This is a genomic window from Actinacidiphila glaucinigra (assembly GCF_035918135.1).
GTDB classification, from domain to species: Bacteria; Actinomycetota; Actinomycetes; order Streptomycetales; family Streptomycetaceae; genus Actinacidiphila; species Actinacidiphila glaucinigra.
On record NZ_CP109144.1, the window covers coordinates 2,306,173 to 2,330,522 of the forward strand.

Below are 24,350 nucleotides of genomic sequence, written 5' to 3' on the forward strand. Positions count from 1 at the left end.
ACGAGGTGTTCACCGGCGCGACTGTCGGCGCGGCCGCGCGGGCCTATCGGCGCAGCTGCGCGACCAGGCGGCGGACCTCGTCGGACGGCGGTACGCCGAGCTCCCGCATGCGCACCGCGTACCGCTGGTAGAGGGCCAGCACGGCGTCGTCGCTGCCGCTGGCGTGCGCCAGCTGGATGGCCAGCCGCCAGGCCTGCTCGCGGTACGGGTCCTCGCGGAGCACGTAGTCGACCAGTCCCTTCGCCTGGCGGTACCGGTTCATCCGGTAGGCCAGCTTGGCCGCGTCGACCCGCGCCGACAGGAAGGTCTCGGCGAGGAGCACGCGGCGCTCGGCGACCCACGCACCGGAGACCGTCGCGAGGTACGGCCCCCTCTCGACACTGCTGAGGGCGTGGGCCAGCGTCTGGAGGCGGATCTCCCCGTCCTGCCTCCCGGCCTGGGCGATGAGGTCGGCCGCGCGCTGCGCCGAGCCCATGGCCACCGCGGGGCCGGGCATCCGGAAGACGTCGCCGTCCTGCCTCGGACCCAGGTCGTCGGGCAGGACCTCGCGAAGACGGTAGAGGGCCTGCCTCAGGTAGTTGCGGCCGGCGGCGTCGTTGCGGCCGCCGAAGAGCGCCCCGAGAAGCTCCTCGCGCGTGGCCCTGCGGTCGGGTCTCCCGAGGAGGTAGCTGAGGAGCTCGACGCTCTTGGTCAGCCGGGGCTGAGCCGTGTTCCCGTCGACGGTCAGGACCGGCTCGCCGAACTCCTCGAGCACGAGACGCGGCGTGCTCACGTTCACGCGTACGGGATGCGGGCCCGAAAGCGCCGCGAGGACCTCGTACCAGGGGGACATCCGGCTGGACTTGGTGTCCGCCGCCCTGGCCGCGACCGACGGCATGTCGGTGAGGGCCGTCAGCAGCAGGTGCTGTGATCCGTGCGTCGAGGCCGAGGCCATCGCGAGGTCGGCGGTGGCGTCGGACTGGTCCTCGAGGCCGAGACGCCACTGCGCCTCGGCCAGGTAGACGGCGGCCGTCGGGAGATCCAGGTGGCGGTCACCCTTCTGCATGCTCAGGACGCATTCCGCCAGGAGTTCGTAGGCCTCGGCGTCCTTGTCCTGCAGGAGCATCGACAGGCCCGACCAGATCTGCCACGTCTCCCGCGTGAGGACGTACTCCGAGGCGCCGTTGGCCGCCGCTTGCGCCAGCACGCGGTCGGCGCGCCGCGTGTCGCCCTCGAGGCGCAGCCGCAGCTTGGCCTCGACCAGCAGGCTCATGTTCTTGTACACCTTCGATCCGGTCGAGGCGATGAGACCCCTCCCGCGCTCGATGGACGCGCAGGCCTCCTCTCCTCGGCCTAGGTCCAGCATGAGGTCCACGGCGTCGACGGCGTGCAGCCAGACCGGCTGCGACGATCCGCTGCGCGGCTCGAACATCGACATCGCGGCGTCGAGTCGTCCGGTGGCCCGCAGAGCGGCGACGACCCAGGGGCCGCCCAGGATCGTCCGCCACGGGTCGAACGAACCCACGTCGTCGAGCCCTTCGAGGCGGCCTCTCATGAAGGCCAGCCGCATCAGCAGGCCGTCGACCGGGCCGGACGGCGTGGGCGAGTACTCGGGGAACGGCGGTGGCTCCTCGCCGGTGGCCAGCGCGATCAGCGTGTGCGCGATGAGCCAGTTGCGGCCCGGTGACAGCTGGTCGGCGACGGACCGCGCCTCCTCGATCCGGCCGGAGTGCCAAAGACACCAGCAGGCCAGGACGTGGGTCTCCTCGAAGTCGGGAGCCCCCGGCTCCGGGAGCCACGTGTATCCGTGACGGTCGACGAGGTCCACTCCGCGGTCGCACTGCTCGAGTGCGAAGGCGACACGCAGGATGACCGAGCCGATCTCCGGGGTCGGAGTACGGGCCGACCCTCCGAGCGCGTCGAGCCAGCGTGCCGCCGGCTCGAAGTCCATCCGCGCCACGAGGCTGGGAAGGGCCACGGCGGCCAGCCGCCCGGCCGCGTCGAGATCCCCGAGCCGCAGCAACTCGTCGACGGCCTCTTCGCGTTCACCGCGGGCGATGAGGAGCTCGGCGTGCCGGCGACGGACCGTGGCGAGCGTCCCGGCGTCCTGCCGCCCCAGGACGACCCGCAGGAAGTCGCGGAACACCGGGTGCGGCGTCATACGGGAACCGTCCGGCGACCACGTCACCGGGAGATGCCGGACGCGCAGGTCCGCCATGACCTGGGCCGCGTTCTCCTGGCCCATGGCGCGAGCGCTCTCGACCGACGTCTCCGCCAGGAGGCTGGTGTGCAGGAGGAAGGTTCTCTCCACCGGGGACAGCGAGTTGAAGACGTTCGCCGCGACGTAGGAGCGCAGCGAGTCGGGATCCAGCTCGCTGGAGCGCGCGTGACGCCATCCCTCGAACAGGACCCCGGTCACCCAGCCCCCCGTCGCCGCGACGGCCCGCGCCGGATGCACGTCGACGTGGCCGACGGTTCGCAGGGCGACGTCGGCTTCCTGGGCGTCGAAGGCGAGGTCGCTCTCGATCAGTTCGCCCACCCGATCCCGTTCGCTCGTCGGGCCCGGGTCGAGGTGGACGTCGACGCGCGAGATCAGTACGAGGTTCACACCGGACGGCAGGTAGCGCGCGAAGGACGAGAGAACGGCGACGCAGCTCTCGTCGGCGGCGATCCGTTCCACGTTGTCGCACACGAGGATGAGGCCGCTTCCCTGGAGGCTCTCGGCCAGCAGCCCGGCCGCCTCACCGATGTGGAGGCTGCTGCTCAGGGCGTCGGAAGCCACGTCGGCGGCGCCGGCCACAACGCCCTCGAGAGCCGCTTCGAGGTAGACGAGCAGGCGCCCCGCCGCCCGCTCGGTACCGTCGAGCGACAGCCAGGCGACGGGTCTGTCGAGGCCGCTCACGGCCAGGGCCACCGCCGTGGTCTTGCCGGCCCCGGCCGTCGCGAAGACGTTCACCACGGTGTGGCGGTCCAGCATGTCCCGCAGGCGTCGATTGAGCCTCTCGCGGACGACGACGCCCTTCGCCGGCTCCGGCGCCGCCAGTTTCCGCCGGATGATGGCGCGATGGTGCCGGCCGGACGTGTTCGGGCCGCTCGGCCGGTCGGAATCAGAGTCACCCATCGGATGTCGCGCCTCCGTGATCCTTGGTGCCGGTGGAGCCGGCGCCCGCCCGTCGGTCCACCGGGCCGGCTCGTCCCGTTCGCTGCCCAAACCATGTGTGTCGTCGGTGCCCACCCGTATGCGGGTCGGCTGTCCGGTGGTGGTGCCGGGTGCGGCGGTTCGCGACCGGCGGCGGCCGCGAACCTCCCCGCACCGTCGCCGGTTCAGCGGACCCGTGAGCCCTCGAGCCGTGCGCCGTCGAGGCGCCGGGCGTATGCGGCCTGCTCGGTGTAGGCCGTCACCTCGGGGGCCTCGGGCTCCGGAAGGCCGCAGACCTTCCGGGCGAGGTGGGTGAGCGGCCCGGAGGGCGACAGCTCCGAGCGCTTCATCGTGAGCATCCGGGTGCCGAGCATGGGCGTCCCGTTGAACTGCTCGAAGGTGCTGATCCGGTCGCCGAAGTCGGTGAGGAAGAGGTCACGGATGACACGCGAGATGCGGATGCGGTCGTAGGGCTCGCCGACCGCGCCTGCCTGCAGGGGCGCGAGCCAGTCGTGCAGTTCGGGGTTCTGCCACTGCTCCTCGGTCGGGAACAGGAGCGAGGCACGACCGGCGAGGTCGATCACCTCGTTCCGCATCTCCGCGTACTTCTCCAGGTAGTACGACCGGCCGAAGTCGAAGAGAAGGACGTTCGGCTTGTAGAGCCCCGCCGGGGAGATGAACCCCTCCGTCTCGGAGGCGATCACGTGGGCCCGGATCGTCTGGTAGAACTCGACGAGTCGCGCCAGGCGCGCCTGGACCGGCGGCAGCTGATACGTACCGAGGTGCTCGGTCATCAGCATCGCGAGCCCCGCCATGAGCTCGGCGCGGACCATCGTCCGAATGAGCGCCTCGTAGTGCACCCAGTCGAAGATGCGCTGCGGGTAGAGCGAGGCGTGCTCGGGGCTGCCGATGTGGAAAACGCGCTCCCACGGGATGAACACGTTGTCGAAGATGACGGTGCATTCCAGCTCGTCGCCGGCCGAGGACAGCGGGTGGTTCTCGGGATCGTCCCGTACCGTCGCCTCGCGGGAGACCATCGCGACGCCCGGCGCGTTGGCCGGACAGGCGGCGTAGATGACCTGTTCGCTCTCGATTCCCGGACGGAAGAAGACACCGATGTGGATGTAGTCGGCGAACGGCGTACCGGTGCTCACGGCCTTGACGCCGTTGACCACGATGCCGTCGTCCCGGGTCTCCACGACGCGCAGCGCGGTCTGGGCCGCGGCCTGCTTGGACCGGTCGACCTGGGGGTCGATGAAGGCGAAGGCGCAGTTGAGGTCGCCCTCCTTCACGAGCTCCAGGAAGTCCCTGATCCCCACGGTCAGATCACGCCCGCCGGTGCCCACCGACTGGTCGCTCCACGGCTGCGGGTCCTCCTCGTAGGTGACCAGGCCGTAGTTGTTCGCGCACGGGGTCCGCCCCGTCGATCCGCCGTCGAGTTCCCTGACCACGGTCTCCAGGTACACGCGCTTGCGCCGCAGCCCCTCGGCGTCCGTGTGCGTGAACCACATCATCGAGCGACGCACGCCGCCGTCGTCGACGAAGGTCATGACGTCCTGCATCTCGGGCTCGTGGTGCAGGTCGTAGAACTGCGCTATCCGCCCGGCCTGCGCCCTGGTCTTCGGGTGCGTCGTGACGTCGTCGACCAGATCACCTCCGACCCAGACGACGCGCCCGTCCCTGAGGGACTCCAAGTACTGGTCGCCAGTTCGCATCAAATGCCACCTTCTGCCCTCGCCCAAGCACCGGCGTGCATGGACTGCTGTCTCTCGGGCCGTCATTCGAGTTCCACTCGACAGGACATCGCCGGGAAATCGCCGCGAATCCGTTGGTGAATCCATCCTCAGCCCGCGGGAAAACGGAGAATCAGCATCGTGATCGACCGGCCATGCGAACCGCCCGATTCGGATGGAGGAAATCCCGCCCTGCCGTGAAGTCGTAAATGCCTCGGCCGTTGATTACCCGAGCCTAGCCAGGAGTCGTTAGCCGGGCGTTAATCGCGACGGGGTTCCGCCGGCAATGTCATCGGGGGGCCCTGTAACGCGACATCGCAAGTTCTTCCGGCCTGCCGGCGGACGGGCCGACGCCGTGTGAGCGGAGGGCGCCCAGGCGTCTCCCGGAACCCGGCACCGCGGCATCGCAAGCCCCCGGGTGCGCACACCACCCATGCCCCCACCCCACGCCCCCACCTTCGCGAACGAACATTCCGTTTTTCCGGCCCCATCCTGCGGTGCCGCCCGACGACGCGTCAAGATGAATATTCGTTTTCTTTCCATTTCCTGCCGCATGCCGCACAACGGATCCCGTCACCCCTCGCCCGTGCGACGAACAATCAGACCAAGCGAAAAAATCGTGAACAATACACCGAAGATCGCAAAGTGGACCATTGGCCGCTGTACCGTGGAGGCCCGTCACGGCAACGACTGTCTCGCGATCGGTCAGGGAGAAAGCGCACATGGCAATTCGGTTCGACCTGAGGTCGCTGACTCCCGGCGATCGCGCGGATGCCATCCGTGAACTCTCGCGGTCGGTGAACGGCCGAATAGAGGTGGATCTCCCTCCGAACCCCACTCACCTGAGGGCCGTCGCGAACATCAACGCGGTGGGTTCGGTGGAAGTCACGGGAATCGACTGGAACGTGGCCGGCCTCCGGCGGGCGACCGCACCGGTGAAAGAGGACATGGTGCCGCACGTTCTCGTCGCCCTGCAGGAAGCGGGGGTCACCCGCTTCAGCCAGGGGGGCAACCGGGGTGAGATCCGGGCGGGCGACATCACGGTGATCGAGAACGCCAAGCCCTATGAGATCTTCTTTCAGGGCCCCGTCCACACGGTCGTCGTTCGCGTTCCCACGCACGTCCTGGGGCTGCAGTCCTCCCTGCTCGGTCAGGTGGCGGCCGTGCGGCTCGGCTCGGAGCGCCCGCTCGTGGGTGCCGCGGTGGCGTACTTCGCCCGGCTGGCCCGCAGCCGGGCCGCTCTCGGCGAGGCCGAGGCCACCCTGTTCACGCAACCCAGCGTCGACCTGATCAGAGCCGTGGTCACCACGGGCCTCGGCCGTGACGACCTGGCCCGGGGGCCTTTGCACAACACGCTTCTTCAGCGCGTCAAGGAATACGTCGGCCTCCATCTGGCAGAACCCGACCTGACTGCCGCGCGTATCGCCGCCGCGCATCACGTTTCCGTACGCCAGCTCTACCTGACCCTGTCCCGAGCGGGCATTGCACTCGGCGACTGGATAAGGACTCAGCGCCTCGAAGAGTGCAAGAGGGAACTGGCTTCGCCCGTGCACCAATTCATGACCATCGAGGCGATCGCCCATCGGTGGGGGTTCACCAGCGCACCTCATTTCAGCCGCGTCTTCAAAGCCGCGTACGGCGTGAGCCCCCGCGAGTGGCGTCACCGAAGCCGTGCGTTCCCCGGCGAAGCGGCACCCGCCTGACGCCGAGCGCGACCTCGCCGGCACTCCCAAGGTAAGCGGCACGCCGGCCAGCGCCTTGCCTTCCCGTGCAGGGATCCGTCCGCCGACTTGCCTTCCCGTGCAGGGATTCGGGTCCGATGCGCGGCGCCGAGGAGTCGGCCACCGGAGTGCCGGACCCCTCGGCGGCGGGACGTACCGCCGGCGCCGCGCGGCCCCGTCGAACGGCGAAACGGCAGCCGGCGACAGGCTCCTCGGCCGGTGTTCCCGCCCCCGCCTCGTTCCCGCGGCTCTCCCGCCCGGGCGACCGACCGGTCGCCCGCAGGTGTCCGACGGGCGCGGCGGGCCGCTCCCAAACGCGCCCCCACAGATGGACATATCGGGCGTCGTGCCCTGGTTGCCTTCCCGATTCCCTCGCTCTACGGTCGCCACCGACGACGACGTCGGCACCGAGCCTGCGGCACTCGACCAGGGCGAACGCCCCAGAGAAGCCACCTCGTGTGCACCCTCCCCGGTGGCCGAGCACGTTCGACCCCCGCGCCAGGCACCGCCTCCGCGCTCGACGTGCGCCGCACCCACGAAAGGCACGACATGACCAAGATCGCGATCATCCTCGGCAGCACCCGCCCGGGGCGCAACGGCGCCGCCGTGGCGGACTGGATACTCGACATCGCCAAGCAGCGTTCCGACGCGGAGTTCGAGCTCGTGGACCTGGCGGACCACCCGCTGCCGTTCCTCGACGAGGCGCTCCCCCCGTCGCTCGGGCAGTACCAGAACGACCACACCAAGGCGTGGGCGTCGAGGATCGCCGAGTTCGACGGCTATGTGTTCGTCACCCCGGAGTACAACCACTCGACCACGGGCGCCCTGAAGAACGCCATCGACTACCTGTACGCGGAGTGGAACAACAAGGCCGCGGGCTTCGTGGGATACGGCGCCGACGGTGGCGTGCGCGCCGTGGAGCATCTCCGTCTCATCGCCAGTGAGCTGCAGATCGTCACGGTGCGCGCGCAGGTCGCACTGTCCCTCCTGGCCGACTTCGAGAACTACAGCGTCTTCAAGCCGGGCCCGCACCACCGGCCCGCCGCGGAGACCATGCTCGACCAGGTCGTCAGCTGGTCGAAGGCCATGCAGCCGCTGCGCGCCAACGCCTGATCAACCGCTGCCCCGCGAGGCGGCACCCGGCCGTGCTCCGGCGGCCGGGTGCCACGAAACGAGCCTGCCCGTCGGGCACATGGCCTTGCCGGCACCCATGCGGCACCGGCTCGCACGCGCGGGATGACCCGGCGGGCGACCGCCCGCCGGCCCCGCGGCACACATCACGAGGAACTCATGACTTCTGACGCTCCGTTCCCACGCGTGTCGCCCGCCGAGGCGGCCGAACTCGCATCGCTGGTGAGCGGCCCGGTTCTGCTGCCCGGCGACGAGGGCTACGACGCCGAATGCCGGATCTACAACCTGAACGTCCCCCTTGAGCCGGCGCTCGCGGTCGGTGCCGCCGACGCGGCCGACGTGCGGGCGGCGATCCGTTTCGCGGCCCGCCAGGGCCGGCCCGTGACGGTGAAGACCACGGGGCACCAGCAGGTCCACCCCGCCCGGGGCGGGGTTCTGATCAGCACCCGGCGCATGAAGGGCATCGCCGTCGACGCCGGCCGCAGACGCGCACGGGTCGAGGCCGGAGTGATCTGGCAGGAGGTCATCGACCGGGCCGCCGAGGTCGGTCTCGCCCCGGTGAGCGGCTCGGCTCCACTGGTGGGCGTGGCCGGCTACACCCTCGGGGGCGGACTCAGTCCGGTCCTCGGCCGGAGCCGGGGCTACGCGGCGGATCATGTCCGCTCGCTGGACGTGGTGACCGCCGACGGCGAGTTGCGGCACGTCACGGCCGGCAGTGATCCCGAACTCTTCTGGTCCCTGCTCGGAGGCAAGGGCAATTTCGGCGTCGTCACCGCGCTGGAGTTCGACCTGTTCCCGTTGACCCGTTTCTACGGCGGCGGCATCCACTTCCCCGGCGAACACCTCGCCGATGTCCTGCACACCTGGCGCACCTGGCAGGCGGACATGCCGGAGGAGATGTCCTCCTCGCTCGCCGTGCAACGGCTGCCCCCGCTGCCGGAGTTGCCGGAGCCGCTGCGGGGGGCGTTCGTGGTGCACGTGCGGTTCGCCTTCCTCGGTCCGGTGGCCGAGGGCGAGCGGTTGATCGCGCCCCTGCGCGCGGCCGCCCCGGTGCTCGTCGACACCGTGGGTGAGATGCCCTACACCGCCATGGGCGCCATCCACATGGACCCGCCGACGCCGATGCCCTACTACGACCGCACGACGATGCTGAGGGCGTTCCCCGCCGAGGCGGCCGACAAGCTGATCGAACTACTGGGCCCCGGGTCGGACTCCCCGCTGGTAAGCGTCGAGATCCGCATGCTCGGCGGCGCGCTCGACCGTGAGCCCGCGGTGCCCAACGCCGTCTCCACCCGAGGGCTTCCCTTCGTCCTCTTCGGTTTCGGCGTGGGCGCCCCGGACCAGGCCGGGTTCCTGACCGGCGAACTCGACGCGCTGATGCACGCGATGGAGCCCTGGGCGGACAGGCGCAGGATGGTCAACTTCCTCTCCACCCAAGAGGCCACCGACCCCGAGCGGTTGAGCGAGGTCTACGGCGCCGAGCGCCACCGGCGTCTGACCGCCGCCAAGAAGACGTACGACCCGACCAACATGTTCCGCGTGAACCACAACATCCTGCCCGGCTGACGGGGGTACCGCCGGGACCGGGGGGTGGGGGCCGGACGCATCCGTCCGGCCCCCACCCCGATCCCGGCGCCCGTAATCCTCCCGTCCCCTTCACGTCGTCAGCGGCTCGAACTCCCAGCCCGGCTGCTCGCCGCGGGCCAGAGCCCGGTACGTCCGGCGGCTTCCGGCGGTCCATGGATGGGAGTCGGTGAGCAGTCCGGCGAGCACGGTGAGCCCGTCGGCTGCCAGGGCCTGCGCAGCGGTGGGGTCGTACGGTGCCGTGACGATGGCCAGGTTCACCTTGCTCCCGGCAGTGAAGGGGTGTTCCTCCCCGAGACTGCCGAGGTATCCACGATGCACCGCGGACATGGCATCCAGTGCCTGCCGGCGGTCACCCTGGTCGTGCAGGTACATGGCGTGGGCGGTGGTCACCTGGAGACGGCGCAGGTCGTGGTCAGCCAGAAGGCGCGCGGCGTCGCGCATCGCGTGCCGGATCTCCTGTCCGGCCTCCTCGGTGCGTCCGGCGGCACGCAGGCACTGCACCCAGTTGTGCCGCGCGAGCAGGGTCTGGACGCGGTGCGTGCCGAGGCGTTCCTCGCTGGCCCGCAGGTTGCCTTGCTGAATGCTGAGCGCCTCGTTGATCCTGCCCAGCAACCGCAGGTCCAGGGCGACCATGAACTCGCTCCACAGGGTCCAGTGGTGGCCCGCGCCGAGACTCTCGGCGCGCTGGTTGGCCGCCTGGTCGTCGAGGGCGAGCGCTTCGTGGTAATTGCCGAGCAGGCGCAGGGAGACGGCGAGGTTGTTGAGGGAGGTTGCGACCAGCGGGTCGCGGTGGCTGGTGAGTTGGGTCCGGCTGAAGGCGCTGGCCTGCCGGGAGAACTCGAGGGCTTCCTGGTATCTCCCGGTGGCGCGCAGGTCGGCGGCGTGGCCGCTCAGGGCGCGTATCAGGCCGGCGCCGCTGGTCTCATGCTCGACCAGGGCGGCGCTGACCGTGGCGCTGCGCGCGTGGTCGCCGACGGCTCGCAGCAGGTTCCCGTACTCGTGGTCGAGTGCGCGGAGCACGTCGGCCGGGGCCTGCCCCGGCCAGGCGTCGCGGACGGTCTCCGCTGCCTGGAGGGCGGCGTCGTAATCGCCGACGAGATACATCTGGCGCAGGCAGTGCAGGACGAGGGTGGTGCTGTCGGCCGTGGTGAGGGCGTCGCAGTGCGGCAGATGGCGGACGAGCTCCCCGTAGTCGGGCCAGGTCCCGCTGTTGTCCGGTGTGCCGGGATCGTTCGCCCTCAGGACGGCGCGGGCTGCCCGGGCGTACTCGTCCCGGGCGCTCGGCGGGGTGTGGGCGCGCACCTGTGCGTGCACGACGCTGTGTATGCCGAGGAACGGCCCGAAGGTGCCGGTCGCGTCGGGTGCCCTGGTGACCAGGGCGTAGCGCAGGAGGACGTCGACGGCTCGCTGGACAGTGTCGGGGTGGCCGAGCAGCCGCTGCAGCGGTGGTGGTGCCCGGTCGGGTGCGGGGGTGCCGAGGAACATGCCCAGCGGCACGGGCCCGGGGGCGAAGTGGGCGCACAACCTCAGCAGCGCGAGGGCGTCGGTGTCGGTCGACTCGAGTTCCTGGAACGTGACGGCCCAAGCGGCGGGCGCGTCGAGGGCGATGGCCAGCCGTTCCACGTACTGACTGACGGTGCCGCCGGAGTTGGCGAGCCAGGCGGCTGCCATGGAGAGGGCTAGGGGCATGTCGCCAAGGGCTTCGGCGAGGGTCTGTGCCTCGCTGTCGGTGAGCTGCGGTACTCGTCTGCGGACGGTCTCGATCGCCTCGTCCCGCTGGTAGACGGGCACGTCGAGGACGGGGAGTTGGCGGGACTCCCACTGGGCGGTGCGTGAGGTGATCAGTACGTGGCCGTGACTGGTGGTGTCGTCGCCGGGGACGAGGTCGTGGATCTCGCCGGGGTCGTCGGCGTTGTCGACAATCAGGAGCCATGGGCGGTGTTCGGGCGCGCGCAGGGCGTCCAGGGCGGCGCGGACGCCTTGGCGGTAGTCGTGGTCGGCGGCCGCGGGAGGGTTCAGGGCCCGGCCCAGGGCGGCGAGGTCACGCCGGTAGACGGCGCGGTTCTCGCCGCTGACCCAGCACACGAGGTCGTACTGGGAGGCGAACCGGTGGGCGTACTCGGTGGCCAGCTGGGTCTTTCCGACGCCGGGGACGCCGGCCAGGGCCAGGCGGGCGGGGGTCCCCGCGTCATGCAGCCGCCGGTAGATGCGGGCGAGGAGGTCCTCGCGTCCGGTGAAGCGCCGGTTGCGTGAGGGGACACCGTGGGTGACTCTCGGCCGCAGGCCGGGATGGCGCACGGCTGGTGCCGTGCCGGGAAGCTCGGGCCCGAGGCCCAGGCGGCGCGTCAGATGTTCCTCGGCATGCGGGGCGTCCATGCCCTCCAACGCCGCGGGCATGACGTCCCGGGGCGGCAGTGCGGGCAGGGCCGTGTCGTCGACGGCCATGACCGTCAGGCGGACGGCGGAGGTCTCGGTCGCCTCGGCCAGGGGGGCTGTCCATTCGTCGGCCGGACGGACTGGCCGGCGCAGAAGGCTGTGGCCGAGCAGGAACAGAACGGGGCCGAGGGCCGCTTCGAGTGCGGGGGCCACTATCTGGCGCGGCGTTTCGATCCGGGTCGCGGCGACGCGCTGGTAGCGGACCGGGCGCCCGTGGCGGCGGCAGACGTCGCCGGCCCACAGTGCCCAGGCGCTGTCGGGGCCGGCGTAGAGGATGGTCAGGGGCGGCGGGGCCGCGGGCTCCTCGGCGGTCCCGGTGAAAGGTGATGTGCTGGTGTGAGCCGGCAGGTGGCGGGTCGGCGGAGCGGGCGGGGTGTCCGGACCGGCGGGGGCGATGTCGACGGGTAGTTCGACGACGTGGACGGGGACGCCATGGGCGTTGGTGAGGCTGAGCCACAGGGCCGCGGGGCCAGAGGTGCCGTCGGCGGTCTCGACAATGAATTCGACGAGGCCGTAGGTGCCGCCGAAGCGGTGCAGTACCAGCAGGGGTTCTTCCAGGGCCTGGCAGGTGAAGTGGTCGCCGCCGTCGAGGCCGACGACGAACTCGAGTTCTTCCTCGGGCCAGGCCCAGTCGCCGTTGCCGCCGTCCTCGGTGAGCGGTCCGGCGAGGTCGACGGTGACGAGGTGGCGGCTGCCGGGCAGAACGTGCCGGGGCCAGGCCACCAGGGGCGCGGTCAGTAGCGGGATGTCGCCGGTACCGGTCATGCCGTCGCCTTTCCCGGCGGTTCGGCCAGGGCGAGAACGCGGGCGGGATGTCCGTAGTAGTGGAACATGAAGGCGTACAGCACGTCGCGGACGCGGCGTTGGCCCTCGAGGTCGTACGTGGTGCCCCGGGGGTAGCGCAGGGGCAGGCGTGAGAGGTCGCCGAGGGCCTGGGCCCGGCGCTGGCGAAAGGCACGGATCAGTTCGCCGAGTGCATGGCCGGGGAGTCCGGCGGTGCCGGCCATGAGGATGTGGACGAGAGTTCGCGCCTCGGGGTCGCCCACTTCGCCGGCGGCTACGATGCATCCGTCCGCGCCTTTGGCGAGGAAGAGTTCGGCGAATCCTCGCCTGCGGCGTTCGCCCTGGCGGCGTGCGTCGAGGAACTGGCCGGAGTGGCAGACGTTGAGGAAGACGACGGGACGGTGGCTCTCCAGGAGATTCAGGGAGCGCTCCTCGATCTCCTGCCACGTCAGATTGTCCAGGCGCAACTCGCTGAGCCGGCTGCCGTGGTGTCCGTGGCAGCCCAGATACACCAGGTCGGTGTGGTGCTCGTCCTCCTCCAGGGTGTCAAGGAAGTCGGGAAGGGTATCGCTGACGTCGTGTTCGAAGGGCACGAAGGCCGCCAGGTCTCCTTCCATCTCGCGGTCGACGTAGGCCACCACACGGCCGGGGCGGGCGAGACGGTTCTGGGGAAGGTCGTCGGAGCCACGGACAATCCATCGGCTCACGGACAGGACGGCGCCCAGCAGTTCGGGTTCCGTCCCCTGCCGCACCCACAGCATTTCCCAGGGAAAGTCGCCCCCGGTCTCGTCACGCACGAGAACGGCAGGCGGTTCGTGGCTGTCGTCGCGCAGGTGTGCGAGCCAGTCCAGCAGTTCGGGGTGACGCGCCGACCAACGTCTGATGCCGCGCAGTATCTCGGAGGGGTCCTCGCCCCCGGGCCTGAGGCCGGCGAGGGTGATGTCGGGGGCGAGGAGACGGTCGTGGGAGGGCGGCAGGTTCAGCGGCCGGTGTCTGCCGCACCAGCACCAACCGCGGACCCGGTACGAGTCCTCGCCCTGTGTCCGTTCGGCACTGATGTGCAGCACGGCGATGCCTTCTGGAAGACGGCTCGTCGCGGACATGCGTGCCGTCGCCATCATCATTGTGGGGTGCCGGACCGCACGGGCCACGGTCTGGTGGGCGGTGGTCTGCAGGCGACGGGCCAGGGCACGCGGATCACGGGAGCCGGGGAGGCGGGGCGGCAGGGCGTTCATCGGCGGGCGGTCCTCCCCCCGCGGGTGCTCAGCACGGCCGCGCCCAGCCGGTCGGCGAGTTCCCGGACGAGACCGCGGTCCGTGTGGCCCTCCGGTGTCAGGAGGAAGACGCGGAGCCGGGTCCTGTCCTCCTCGCCGAGGCGGGCGGCGGCGTCCCGTGCGTCATCGGCGCCGTCGACACCGACCGGCGGGTCGGGCAGACGCCCGGACAGGCTCGCCTCCAGGGGGATGTTGCCCCGCGCGTCGGTGGCGATCACCGCCTGCACCTCGGCGGCCGCGCCGCTGTGCCGGGCCAGCACCCTGTGCACGTGCCGCGCCAGCAAGGTCAGGCCGTGGGCGAGCGGCGTGGCACGGCCGGCCGGGCGGCGCAGGGCGGCCGTGAGCGCGGGATGCAGGACGTTGCGGACCGCGAGGACTTCGGCGCGTACCTCGTTCGTGGCGTCGCGGGACCCGATTTCCACCACGACGACTCCGGCACGACGGGTGTAGGCCCAGCTCAGGAACGGCTCGAGGGCTGTGCTCCAGTCGCCGCCGTCGCGGGAGGTGTGGTCGAGGAGGACGACGAGGAACCGGTCGGGGACGGGGGCACGTCGGTGCTCCCGCAGGTCGGTGGGGTCGATGACGAGCGGTCCGCCGTGAGGGGAGCGCAGCGGGCGGAACCACGCTGCCTGCAGCACGGTGCCGACAACCGACAGGTCGTGCCGGGAGCGGGCCTGGGTCAGGCCGGTCACCGGGCCGCGGCGCGACCGGTGGCGGTGGTGTGCCGCGAATGTGCGGGGCAGCCGGAGAGAGACGCCACCCGGGGTATCGACGGTGCTGCCCTCCATGACGGGGTGGCGGGCGGGCACCGATGCCGCCGGAAGGCTGCGGCTGTCCACGGGGACATGGGCGGAAACGGTACCGGATCCGGGCGCGAGGGAGGACGGCTCCGCTGCCGTGGGCGGGGTTCGGGGCGGCAACACGGGGGGCGTGTAGGCATCGGCTCCTGGCTGCGGGCCGGGGTCGGGCAGTTCGGCCAGGCCCATGGCCTGTGCGGCGTGGCGGGCGTGGCCGAGACCTGCCTCGCGCAGCCCGTCGAGCTGTGCCAGGGTACGGGTGAGGCGTGCCGCAGTCAGCAGGCGACGTGGGCCGGCCGCCGTGCCGAGCCGTTGCGCAAGGTGGCGGACCGCGCGGTCGGTGACGGCCGGCAGGGGGGAAGGCCCGGGCGGGCGGGGCAGCGGGAGATCTCGGATGTCGGCCGGGGTGAGGTCCTCGGCGGTGGCACACAGTGTGAAGCGGTCGAGCACATGCCGTGGCACGGCATGCAGGAAGGCGGTGCCGCAGAAGGCGAGCCAGCGGGACCTGGGGCGGAAGCGGCGGCTGATGCCGTGCTCGACCACGATCTCGTCCGCGCCGACGAACTGGATCACGGCGCGCAGGCCGGTGGTTCCGAGGCGTGCCAGGTCCGGGATGGTGACCACGGGCGGGGGGTCTGGGGCGAGTTCGGCCCGGACCAGGTCACCCGGGCCGATCCGCCACCATGTAGCCGGGGACGGCGCGGGGCGGGGCGCTGCCCAGATGTCCTCGTCGCGGGTGGCCGAGTCGAGAGTCAGCCGGAGCGTGCTTCCCTCCGTGCCGGCGGCCGCCCCCACCATGGCGGCGAGCTCGCGGGCCACCGGCGTGACCAGGGCCGGGTCGGCGTCAAGCACCAGCAGGCCGCCCAGCCGCGGGTCGACGGCGACGGCCTGGAGCAGGGCGGTGAGCCGTTCGACGGTGGTGGTCACTGCAGGCACCGGCTACTCCTCGAAGAGGTCGGCCAGGACCACTTCGTCCTCCTCGGACCAAAGGCGGACGCCGGTCTGGTCGTCGTCGGCGCGCCGATGGGACAGCGCCATGGGCAGGACCTTGCGGATGTGCCGGCCGGTCACCTCGTGCGCCCCGTCGAGGGCGGCATGAGCTTTGGCGGCCTTGAGCGCGGCGACCTCACCCCGATGCCCCAGTGCCCCGAGAGCGGTCACCGCCTCGACGGTACGCCGCGTCAGGTCCTCCGGAAGGTGGACGGAGCTGAACGCGGAGCGGGCCTTGCGCAGGGCTTCGGCGCGCTCCCGATCCAGGGCGCGCGCTTCCTCCAGCCAGGCGGAGCGTTCGCCCGCCCGTTCACTGGCGCGTTCCTCATCGAACCGCAGCACCGTCATGACCATGCGGTGCCGTTGGTCCGGTTCCAAGGAGTCGACTGCTGCCATCAGACCGAACCGGTCGAGGAGTTGGGGCCGTAGCCAGCCTTCCTCGGGATTCATGGTGCCCAGGAGGACGAAGGAGACGGGGGTCCGGGTTTCCTGGCCCTCGCGTTCGACGAGCAGGATGCCGGCGGCGGCGACGTCGAGGAGTATGTTGACGATGTGGTCGTCGAGCAGGTTGACCTCGTCGATGTAGAGCATGCCGGCGCGTCCGGCCTCCTCGATCAGGCCGGCGCGTTTCACCGCGCGGCTGTCCATCAGCGCGTCGATGTCCCAGCCGCCCAGGACCCGGTCGTCGGTGGCGTTGATCGGCAAGGTGACGGGCAGTTGCCCGTGAGCCATGAGAGAGAAGGCCCGTACCAGGGTGGACTTGGCGGTACCGCGTTCCCCGCTGACCAGGACGCCATTGATCGCGGGTGCCACGAAAGCCAGTTCCAGCGCGAGTTTGAGGGAGTCCTGGCCGACTATTCTGCTGAACGGCAGTATTCCCGCAGCCAGGTCGTCGGGAGCGTTCACCGGTGGGTGACCTCACGTCCCGGCTCGTCCTCCGCGCCGCGGACCGCTTCCTCGCTGCCGGGAGATTCCGGCCGCTCGGCCTCGTCCCTCTGTGGCGCGGCCTCGTCCTCGGCACGCTGCTGGGGCAGGTCATGGGCTCCGGTGGGTGCGGTGTCCCAGCGGAAGGTGAAGCGTATTTGGGCCTCGGCCCCGGCCTTGGCGATGCCGACGGTGCCCTCCCCCTTCACCGTGACGCCGAACTGCATCTCGATCTCGTCGGGGCGCACCGCACGCCCGAGCGCGGCGAAGCGCCGGGCGGCCTGGCGGACGGCCTCCTCGGCGAGTTCGAGTGCCGGGCCGTAGGCACCGCGAACCAAGTGATGAGGATCTCGGGCCTGTCCGGCACGGCCCCGGGTCCTGATGTCGTCGTAGAGGGCGTCGCCCTGGGGCGGGGTGTCCAGTGCGCCGGGGCCATCGGCGAAGACGGGTATGTCGATGGGCATGTGGTCGTTTCCCCCGTGTACGGCTCGGGTCAGGAAATCAGAGATTCGAAGTCCCAGTGCGGGCGGACTCGGTTTCGGGCGGCGAGAGTATGCAAGTGGCCGCGGCCGAGGGTGTCGGCCAGATCAGTGATGGCCGAGTCCTCCTCCTTGGCCGCCTGGGCGAGCCTGCGTACGCCTCTGAGGTCGTCCGCGTAGGCGATGCGGGCGGAGAGGGTCAGTGGGTGGGTGCGTCCGAGGGTTTCGGTGGCCCGGGTCACCGTGGTCTCGGACAGTTCGACTGCGGCCTCGTACTCGCCGGTCATATGACGCAAAGCGCAGGCATTGACGGCGCAGCCCAGGGTCCACGGATGCGACTCGCCGACGGCGGCGGTCATGGTGGCCAGTGCCTCCTCGGCGAGGTCGGAGGCCTGGCGGCGCTCGCCCACGTTGCGCAGGACAAGGGCAAGGTTGCTGCGGGCGCCGGCACTGAAGGGGTGATCCGGGCCGAGCATGCTCTCGTTTGTGGCGGACACCCGCTCGGACAGGGGCCGGGAGTCGTCGATGTCGCCGTGTTCCCGGATGTAGAAGGCCAGGGTGTTGAGGTACATGCTGGTGTCGGGATGGCGGTCGCCCAGGGTCCGCTGGGCCCGCTCGACCACCGAGGTGATCTCCTGTCCGGCCTGGTCCACGGGCCCGTTGCGCAGATGGACCAGCCCCAGGTTCAGCTCGGCCCTGAGAACATCGGGGTGGTCCTTCTCCATCCTCCGCGCCGCGTACTTCGCGAGGTTGTCGTCCTGCTCGTGCTTCGCCTCGCGGTAGCGGCCCAGCAGACGCAGCGTCTCCGCCCGGCCCCGCTGAGCGTTGAGGGTGTCCGTGTGGAGCGGGCCACGGTAGCGGGCGGCGGCCTCGGTCGCGGCCTGGAACTGCAGCACCGCGTCCTCGTAGCGGCCGAGAAGACGCAGACTGATGCCCAGGTTGTTCTGTGCCTGTGTGACGGACCGGGCCTCCTCGCCCAGCAGACGCTGGTAGGTGTCGAGCACCCACTGCTGCAGTTCCAGGGCATCCTGGTAGCGGCCAAGACCCCGCAGGTCTGCGGCAAGCCCGCTGGCCGCCCGCACATGGTCAAGGTCGTCCTGGCCCCGCTCGGCCCGCAGATGGTCGACGACTCTGCGGTTCGCCTCCTCGGTGCGCGTGTAGTCGCCCGTGCTGCGCAGCAGGTTGGCGTAGTGGTGGGTGATGTCCCAGATGCGCTCGTGCTCGGGGCCGAGCAGGCCGTTCCAGATGCCGAGGGTCTCCTCCGCCAGTGAGATGCCCGCGGAGTACTCACCGGCGCTGTACAGGTACCGCAGGCAGTTGAGGACCAGGTCCTGGACTGCGGGGTCGGTACTGCGCAGTGCTCCCGAGGGCCGCAGGTGAGGGGTGATCTCGGCGTAGCGGGACCAGAGTGCCGGGTCGCCGGGTGATTGGGGATCGGCGGCGGCCAGGGCAGCGCGGGCCACGGCACCCAGAGTCTCGTGGTCCGCCCGGGGCATGTTGTGGTGCACGATCTGATGGACCATTCGATGCAGATAGACGGAGTCCGGGGCGTCCTCGTCCCCGTGCGCGGTGCCGCGGCCGGTCTCCTCGAGGCTGACGACCGAGTACTGGCGGAGCGTGGCCAGGGCACGGTTCCACGCCACGGGACTGGACAGGAGGCTGTGGACACGCTCGGGCAGCTGACGCCGGCGGATTCCCTGGAGCAGGCCGATCGGGATGCGCCCGGGAGCGAAGCAGGTGCTCAGGCGCAGCAGGTCGACGGATTCGGGGTGCGTCTCCTTCAGGCCGTTGACCAGCAGGGCCAGTGCGGTGGGGAAGGAGGTGGGGAAGTCCTGGGAAGTGCTCAGCAGCTCCTCGTCGGGGCCTTGTTCACGCAGCAGCTGCAGGTAGTCCTCCATGGTCATGTCGGACTCGCTGAGCCATGCCGCGGCCTGGTCGAGGGCGATGGGCAGGTCCTCCAGGGCTCCGGCGAGCCGATCGGCCTCGTCCTCCGTGAGGCGGGGCGCGCGGCGCTGGACGAAGGAGACGGATTCCACGCGCTGGTAGACCGGCACCGGCATCAGATGGCTGTTGTACCGGCCCCAGGCGGTGTTGCGGGAGGTGATCAAGAGGTGGCCGGAACCCGACGGGAGGATGCCGTCGAAGCCGGCGGGGTCGTCAGCGTTGTCGAGGACGACGAGCCACCGGTCGGAGGGCTCGCCTCTGCGGAGGGCCTCGAGGACGGCGCGCAGGCGCTCGCCGTAGCCGGGTCCGGTCGCCAGACGCAGGGGGCGGGCGAGTCCGGCGAGCTGTTCGCGGTAGGTGTAGGCATTGTCGGCCCCGGTCCACCAGACGACGTCGTACTCGGAGCCGAAGCGGTGGATGTACTCGGCCGCGAGCTGGGTCTTGCCGACGCCGGGCATGCCGTGCAGCGTGAGGACGCCGGAGCCCTCGTCGGAGGTGGTGAAGAACTGGTAGATGTCGCCGAGCAGGTCCTCGCGGCCGGTGAAACGTCCGTTGCGGCGGGGCACGTTGCCGCGGACGTCCGGCGTGTCGCGGGGGAAGCGGGGCACCCGGGACGGGACGGGGCCGGCGGGCAGGCCGGCGAGGCCGAGGCGCTCCAGGAGGCGGTGCTCGGCGTCGGGCTCGCGCAGGCCCAGGAGTTCGGCCGGGGCGAGGCCCGCGGTGGCGGAGGGCAGGGCCTTGGAGGCGATCGTCACCGCGTGGAACAGGCCGGGGCGCTCGCTCAGCACGGTGCGCAGGGCCTGGTTCCACTCCGCCTGGGTGCGGGGGCCCATCTGGAAGTACCAGTCACTGCACAGGATCAGGACCCGGCCCGGTGACAGGGCGAGGTCGGTGAGGAGTTCGACGAGCGACTCCTCATTGGCAGGGTCCCAGCGCTGGAGGACGGCGTGGACACCGCGCCGCTCGATGCGGTCGGCGATCCATGTGGCCCAGGGCCGGTTGAATCCCGCGTAACTGATCGTGACGACGTCGTTCTGCGGTCGCACGGTCACCTGAGCCCCCGTCATATTATTACTCGTTCATCCGACTTTAGGGTGTGCAGCCCCTGGGCGGGCAAGGTTTGCGCCACTGAGATCAGCGGTCAAGTGCCGGCAGTATCTTTCCCATCGCGTATTTCCGTCCCGCCTGCGGCGGGTTTATGAGATCTTATAGTGGTTCGTTCGCTTTTTGTCGCATGCGGTGCTCCCACACCTCACGTGCCGTGGCGACGTAGGCCTGTGCGCGGTGCCGATGAGGGCGCGGCGGCTCCTCCAAGCGCCGGTGGGCGGCGAGCATTCCGTCGGCGAAGCGCCGTCCCTCGGGTGTCAGGTCGGTCGAGCCCACCAGCTGCCCAAGGGCAGCCGTGACCTGTTCGCGGGACCGGGCGTACTCGGCCCAACCGCGCTCCCGCCCGTACCCGTCCGGCGTGTTCAGGACGTAGCCCTGCCACCACAGCGCCAGGGCGAGATGGCTGTAGACCCCCTGCCACAGCCCGTCGAGGGGGCGGGGATCAGGCCGCCAGGGGGCGAAGTACCGGGCGTCGGGCGGCGCGTGGTGCAGGGTGACGAGGTCGCTCAGCGCGGAGAGTTTCGCGTGCTGTGTCTCGTGGACCAGCATCTCGGCCACGCCCAGCGGGCCAGGCGGCAGGCTGGAGTAGACACAGCCGAAGGCGTCACGCCGGGTTCCGCTGCAGTAGCCGAGCGGACCGGCCTCCTCAGGCACGGCCACCGGGACCAATGAGGCCAGCAGCCGGCCGGTCTCGGCGGCCTGGTGAGGGTGGCCGTGCCGCAGGAGAGCCGTGAGCGGACCGCTCCACGCCTCGTGCCAACGTTTGCGTCCGGCGTCATCAAGGGTGACGGCGTGGATACCGAGAGCCGCGTCATGCCGGTAGGGGCCCAGGTCGTCGAGCGGCACGGGTCGCCCGCCGGGGATGAGCGCGGGCAGGGCGTGAGCCGCCCGCCATCCGGGGTCCGTGGACCAGGCCCCGTGCTCCGGCTGCGGGCAGACGGTAACGTCGCGGCCCGCCGCGGGGATCAAGCGCAGCACGGCCCCGTCGAAGTGGGCACCCACGTCTGTGTCCGGCCCGCAGACGAGCACCCCGAGCCCGGGCAGGTGGAGTTCGCCCCGCTCGGTGCTCAGCCGTGTCCGGAACGGCAGGCCGCTGCGGACCGCGGCGGCGACGACGACCGCCCCGAAGAACCCGAGGTCCGCTGAGCGCCCGGCGGTCAGGCCGGCGAGGGCCTGCCGGGCCCAGGGGCCGACGAGTGGATGCTGGAGACCACGGTGGACGGCCTCCCGGGCATCGGGGCCGGACCGCTCGGCCGCCTCCAGCAGGTCCCAGTGGCCGCGGAAGCGCGACCTCTCGGCGGGGGCCGCGGCACTGGTGGCGTCGAGGAGCAGCCGCAGCAACAGCAGTCGGCGGGCTTGCTGGCCGCGGAGGAGAAGGTCCAGCGACTCGTCGTCGCTGCCGGTGCGGGCGAGCAGGTCGAGCACGTGTCGCGGCACCGGGGAAAACCCGGGAAGCACCACGGTCAACGCGTTCCTCCCTTAGGCGCCACGGCGGCCAGGGCTGCAGCGATGTGCCGTATGAGCCGCTGCAGGTCGGCGCAGTACACGGACGGATGGGCGAAGCCGGCGCCGGCGCGGTAGCGGTGGGCGTAGTGACCGCCTCCGCAGACGGCGACGACGGGGCAGGCACGGCAAGCGGGGGCGAGCGCACGCGCACCGGCCTGGCGGGCGCGCACACCCGGGTGACGAAGCGCGTCGTCGAGCGTGTGACGGAAGACGTCGAGGCCGGTGGCGGCCGCGCCATGATAGGCGGATTTCAGGGAGTCGACCTGCTCCAGGCCACCGTCTGTCTCCACCACCAACGCGGTGAACGGCGCTGTCCCCAGGGATTCGCCGGCCGCGGGAAGGCCAAGGAGGAGTGCGATGCAATCCTCGAAGAGCCGGATCCTCGTTCGAGGGCTCGGGGCGTGCCACCACTGGTCGAAAACGGCGCACAGCCAGTCGCCGTAAGGGGCGCAGTCACTGGGCAGCAGAGGCGGCGGCGCGCTCCAGTTGCCGTGCGGCAGGAGGAGATCGAGAACGGGGGGCTCGAGTTCCAGGAGGGACGTGTAGACCTCGACAGGGTCAGATGCGGGGTCGACGACCGTGAGGATGCCGGCGTAGATGCCGGGGTGACGCCGGGCCAGGAGACGGGCCGCGACAACGGTCCGGGCGTGGGCGGGCCGTCCGGCATGGTCGACGCGGCGGTGATTGTGGTGGGGGAGACCGCCGTCGATGCTCAGACCCACGCTGATGCGATGCTCGGCGAGCCGGGCGGCGGTGGCGTCGGTGAGCAGGGTGCCGTTGGTCTGCACGGTGACATCGACGGCGCAGTCGGAGGGAACCGCACGGCGTACCGCGTCCGCGTAGGCGGTCAACGGCCCGGGACCGTGCAGCAGTGGCTCACCGCCATGCAGAACCAAGGAGATGCGGGACAGCGCGTGGGCAGCTGCGTGTTCGCCGATGCGGCGGGCGGTCTGCTCCCGGACGGCCGGCAGGACGGTCGGGGGCCGGTCGCGCCATGTGGTGTCAGGCCCTTCGTACAGATAGCAGTACCGGCAGGCGAGGTTGCAGCGGGCATGCGTCTTGACGATGAACTGGTTGAAAGGCACCGAGGTCCGCGTGGTGCCGGGTGCGGGGTCGGGCGTGTAAGCGGTGCCGGACGAGTGCGTCACTGTGGCAGGGCGTTGTTGAAGCCCCAGAGGGTTTCGGCAGCGCTGTCCTGTCTGTCCGTGAGCCGTTCGACGAGGTCACTCAGGACGGGGTGGTCCAGAGTTCGCAGGGTTTCCAGGTCGAGACGGGAGAAGTCGGGCAGTTCCTGCGGCGTGCTCTCGGTCATGGGTCCCCCGTGGTGGTCGCCAGTCCTGGTGTCCCGTCGAGCGCTGCGAGACGTTGCGCGCTGTCCCTTGGCGCCGGTGCTGCTGTCACTTCCATGCCCGCCGGAAGTCCTGTCCACTCCTGCACCGCCCGATGGTAGGCGGCGTGAGCTGCAACGGGCCGCTGCGCCGCTTCGTGCGCCGTGCCCGTGAGGTGCAGGGCACGTGCGGTGAGGACAACGGCCTGTGCGGTGCGCCGTGGCGTGCGGCGGGCCGCTGCGCCGGGCACGTCGATCGCCTCCTGAGCAGCGCGGACGGCGGCACGGAAGGCTGCCACGGCGTCGTCGAGGCGCGCCGGGCGGTCCAGGCCCGCGGCGGCGGTGATGCGCACCTGTCCGCACTCGAGGAGCCGGGATGCCCTGGTGAACGGCTCGTCGACGGTGTCCGCGGCGAGACGCAGACAATGCTCCGCCTCGCGGAGGTCGATCCGGTCACCGGTGAGGTGGTAGCGGGCAAGCAGGGCGCGGCCGAGGAGGGCACGACGCTCGGCCAGGGCCGGGTCGTGGTGACGGGTGGCACGGATGCAGGCTCGCAGGGCAGAAACGGCCCGGCCGGTGTCCTGGGCGGCGGGAGGCTCTGCGCGCAGGAGAACCGAGGCGAGGAGCTCGAGGGCGGCGGTGTGCTGGGGGCCGTCCGGAGGCAGGTCTGCCAGGGACCGAGTGAGGTGCTCCTCGGCGGTGGCCAGATGGTGCCTGTCCCGGGTCTCCCGATGGAGGGCGAGGGAAAGGTGTGCGGAGCGCACAAGGAGGTGGGCCTGCCGGCTGCCCGAGGCGTCGGCCAGGCGGCGGGTGAGGAAGGCGTGGAGCTCCTCGTGGTGGTCGGGGCCCGCGTCGAGTAGCGCGTCGGCGAGCTCCAGGTCGAGCTCGGGGACCTGGCCGGGCCTCAGCCCGGCGACGGCGGCGGTGAGGCAGTGCACGGATCGTGCCACGTGGTCGCGGGCCTCGACCGGGTCGTCGCTGGTGGCGGCGAGTCGGCGCAGTAGGCGACCGTGGACCAGCGCGACGTCGTGCGGTGCCCCGGCGAAGTCGGTGACGGCCTCGAGCATGCCGATGCCCTTGTGCAGGGCCGTGTCGTCACCGTCCAGGCTCCAGCGCATCTCGAGGGCCTTGACGCGATCCAGGATGAGCCGGCACAGCGTCGGCGTATCGGCGGCGGCGCGGCAGGCCGCGGCGTAGGCGGTGTCGGCGCGGGCCAGCAGCCGCAGGGCCGTGGCGGGGTCGGCATCGCGGACGGCTTCGCCGGCCTGGGCGCCCAGCACGGCGGCCGTGGCCGCGTGGCCCGGTCCGGTCGGGGCCCGGCGGGCGGACCTGCGGGCATGGCCCAGTGCCTCGGCAAGGAGAGCAGGGGCACCGTGGACATGCCACAGGTGCAGCAGCGCGCCGGCGCACTCGGCGTCCAGGACGGGATCGGCGTCCTGCCGGGCGGTGGCCACGCGCAGCAGGCGGACGGCTTGCAGAGGGGAGGGGAACAC

Annotated in this window: 15 protein-coding genes; 3 read left to right on the forward strand and 12 right to left on the reverse strand. The window is 71.1% G+C overall.

The features are described from left to right. Positions 1-43: 43 nt before the first annotated feature. A complete protein-coding gene (locus tag OIE69_RS10085) occupies positions 44-3,100 on the reverse strand; it encodes a BTAD domain-containing putative transcriptional regulator (protein WP_326571616.1) in 3,057 nt (1,018 codons plus the stop codon). Between the two features lie 203 nt (positions 3,101-3,303). Next, positions 3,304-4,833 carry a 4-hydroxyphenylacetate 3-hydroxylase N-terminal domain-containing protein gene (locus OIE69_RS10090; protein ID WP_326571617.1) on the reverse strand — a complete coding sequence of 510 codons (1,530 nt, stop codon included), beginning with the start codon at positions 4,831-4,833 and terminating at the stop codon, positions 3,304-3,306. Positions 4,834-5,573: 740 nt separating this feature from the next. On the opposite strand from OIE69_RS10090, the gene OIE69_RS10095 reads away from it, so the two are divergent. The 3 genes from OIE69_RS10095 to OIE69_RS10105 all read left to right on the forward strand — a co-directional run bounded on the left by OIE69_RS10095 (position 5,574) and on the right by OIE69_RS10105 (position 9,269). Beyond that, positions 5,574-6,554, forward strand: a complete 981-nt coding sequence (locus OIE69_RS10095; protein WP_326571618.1) for a helix-turn-helix domain-containing protein — start codon at positions 5,574-5,576, stop codon at positions 6,552-6,554. 567 nt (positions 6,555-7,121) lie between these two features. Continuing rightward, a complete protein-coding gene (locus OIE69_RS10100) occupies positions 7,122-7,685 on the forward strand; it encodes an NADPH-dependent FMN reductase (RefSeq protein WP_326571619.1) in 564 nt (187 codons plus the stop codon). Between the two features lie 177 nt (positions 7,686-7,862). Continuing rightward, a complete protein-coding gene (locus OIE69_RS10105; protein WP_326571620.1) occupies positions 7,863-9,269 on the forward strand; it encodes an FAD-dependent oxidoreductase in 1,407 nt (468 codons plus the stop codon). A 90-nt stretch (positions 9,270-9,359) separates the two neighbouring features. On the opposite strand, the gene fxsT (OIE69_RS10110) is transcribed toward OIE69_RS10105, so the two are convergent. From fxsT (OIE69_RS10110) to OIE69_RS10155, 10 genes are all read right to left on the reverse strand, one after another. Next, entirely contained in the window at positions 9,360-12,491 is a 3,132-nt protein-coding gene (gene fxsT, locus OIE69_RS10110) for an FxSxx-COOH system tetratricopeptide repeat protein (RefSeq protein WP_326571621.1), read from the reverse strand. Beyond that, positions 12,488-13,744, reverse strand: coding sequence for a CHAT domain-containing protein (locus OIE69_RS10115; RefSeq protein ID WP_326571622.1), 1,257 nt, complete (start codon positions 13,742-13,744; stop codon positions 12,488-12,490). The genes fxsT (OIE69_RS10110) and OIE69_RS10115 overlap by 4 nt, the downstream gene beginning before the upstream one ends. Then, positions 13,741-15,516 carry a hypothetical protein gene (locus tag OIE69_RS10120; RefSeq protein WP_326571623.1) on the reverse strand — a complete coding sequence of 592 codons (1,776 nt, stop codon included), beginning with the start codon at positions 15,514-15,516 and terminating at the stop codon, positions 13,741-13,743. The genes OIE69_RS10115 and OIE69_RS10120 overlap by 4 nt, the downstream gene beginning before the upstream one ends. A gap of 3 nt (positions 15,517-15,519) precedes the next feature. Then, the gene (locus tag OIE69_RS10125) at positions 15,520-16,476 is read right to left on the reverse strand and encodes an AAA family ATPase (protein ID WP_326571624.1); all 957 of its coding nucleotides are present in this window, start codon (positions 16,474-16,476) and stop codon (positions 15,520-15,522) included. Then, positions 16,473-16,958: a CU044_2847 family protein gene (locus tag OIE69_RS10130; protein WP_326571625.1), complete on the reverse strand. Its 486-nt coding sequence runs from the start codon at positions 16,956-16,958 to the stop codon at positions 16,473-16,475. The genes OIE69_RS10125 and OIE69_RS10130 overlap by 4 nt, the downstream gene beginning before the upstream one ends. A 29-nt stretch (positions 16,959-16,987) precedes the next feature. Beyond that, positions 16,988-19,984 (reverse strand): FxSxx-COOH system tetratricopeptide repeat protein, encoded by a 2,997-nt coding sequence (gene fxsT, locus OIE69_RS10135; RefSeq protein WP_326571626.1) that lies wholly within the window; start codon positions 19,982-19,984, stop codon positions 16,988-16,990. A gap of 139 nt (positions 19,985-20,123) precedes the next feature. Next, the gene (locus OIE69_RS10140) at positions 20,124-21,461 is read right to left on the reverse strand and encodes an HEXXH motif domain-containing protein (protein WP_326571627.1); all 1,338 of its coding nucleotides are present in this window, start codon (positions 21,459-21,461) and stop codon (positions 20,124-20,126) included. A gap of 26 nt (positions 21,462-21,487) precedes the next feature. Beyond that, the gene (locus OIE69_RS10145) at positions 21,488-22,678 is read right to left on the reverse strand and encodes an FxsB family cyclophane-forming radical SAM/SPASM peptide maturase (RefSeq protein ID WP_392567486.1); all 1,191 of its coding nucleotides are present in this window, start codon (positions 22,676-22,678) and stop codon (positions 21,488-21,490) included. After that, positions 22,675-22,842 carry an FxSxx-COOH cyclophane-containing RiPP peptide gene (gene fxsA, locus OIE69_RS10150; protein WP_326571628.1) on the reverse strand — a complete coding sequence of 56 codons (168 nt, stop codon included), beginning with the start codon at positions 22,840-22,842 and terminating at the stop codon, positions 22,675-22,677. The genes OIE69_RS10145 and fxsA overlap by 4 nt, the downstream gene beginning before the upstream one ends. Then, complete coding sequence (locus OIE69_RS10155; protein WP_326571629.1) at positions 22,839-24,350, reverse strand: hypothetical protein; 1,512 nt, start codon at positions 24,348-24,350, stop codon at positions 22,839-22,841. The genes fxsA and OIE69_RS10155 overlap by 4 nt, the downstream gene beginning before the upstream one ends.

Coding starts and splice junctions, on each gene's coding strand:
- OIE69_RS10085 (WP_326571616.1), bottom strand. CDS start 3,100: ATGGGTGACTCTGATTCCGACCGGCCGAGCGGCCCGAACACGTCCGGC.
- OIE69_RS10090 (WP_326571617.1), bottom strand. CDS start 4,833: ATGCGAACTGGCGACCAGTACTTGGAGTCCCTCAGGGACGGGCGCGTC.
- OIE69_RS10095 (WP_326571618.1), top strand. CDS start 5,574: ATGGCAATTCGGTTCGACCTGAGGTCGCTGACTCCCGGCGATCGCGCG.
- OIE69_RS10100 (WP_326571619.1), top strand. CDS start 7,122: ATGACCAAGATCGCGATCATCCTCGGCAGCACCCGCCCGGGGCGCAAC.
- OIE69_RS10105 (WP_326571620.1), top strand. CDS start 7,863: ATGACTTCTGACGCTCCGTTCCCACGCGTGTCGCCCGCCGAGGCGGCC.
- fxsT (WP_326571621.1), bottom strand. CDS start 12,491: ATGACCGGTACCGGCGACATCCCGCTACTGACCGCGCCCCTGGTGGCC.
- OIE69_RS10115 (WP_326571622.1), bottom strand. CDS start 13,744: ATGAACGCCCTGCCGCCCCGCCTCCCCGGCTCCCGTGATCCGCGTGCC.
- OIE69_RS10130 (WP_326571625.1), bottom strand. CDS start 16,958: ATGCCCATCGACATACCCGTCTTCGCCGATGGCCCCGGCGCACTGGAC.
- fxsT (WP_326571626.1), bottom strand. CDS start 19,984: ATGACGGGGGCTCAGGTGACCGTGCGACCGCAGAACGACGTCGTCACG.
- fxsA (WP_326571628.1), bottom strand. CDS start 22,842: ATGACCGAGAGCACGCCGCAGGAACTGCCCGACTTCTCCCGTCTCGAC.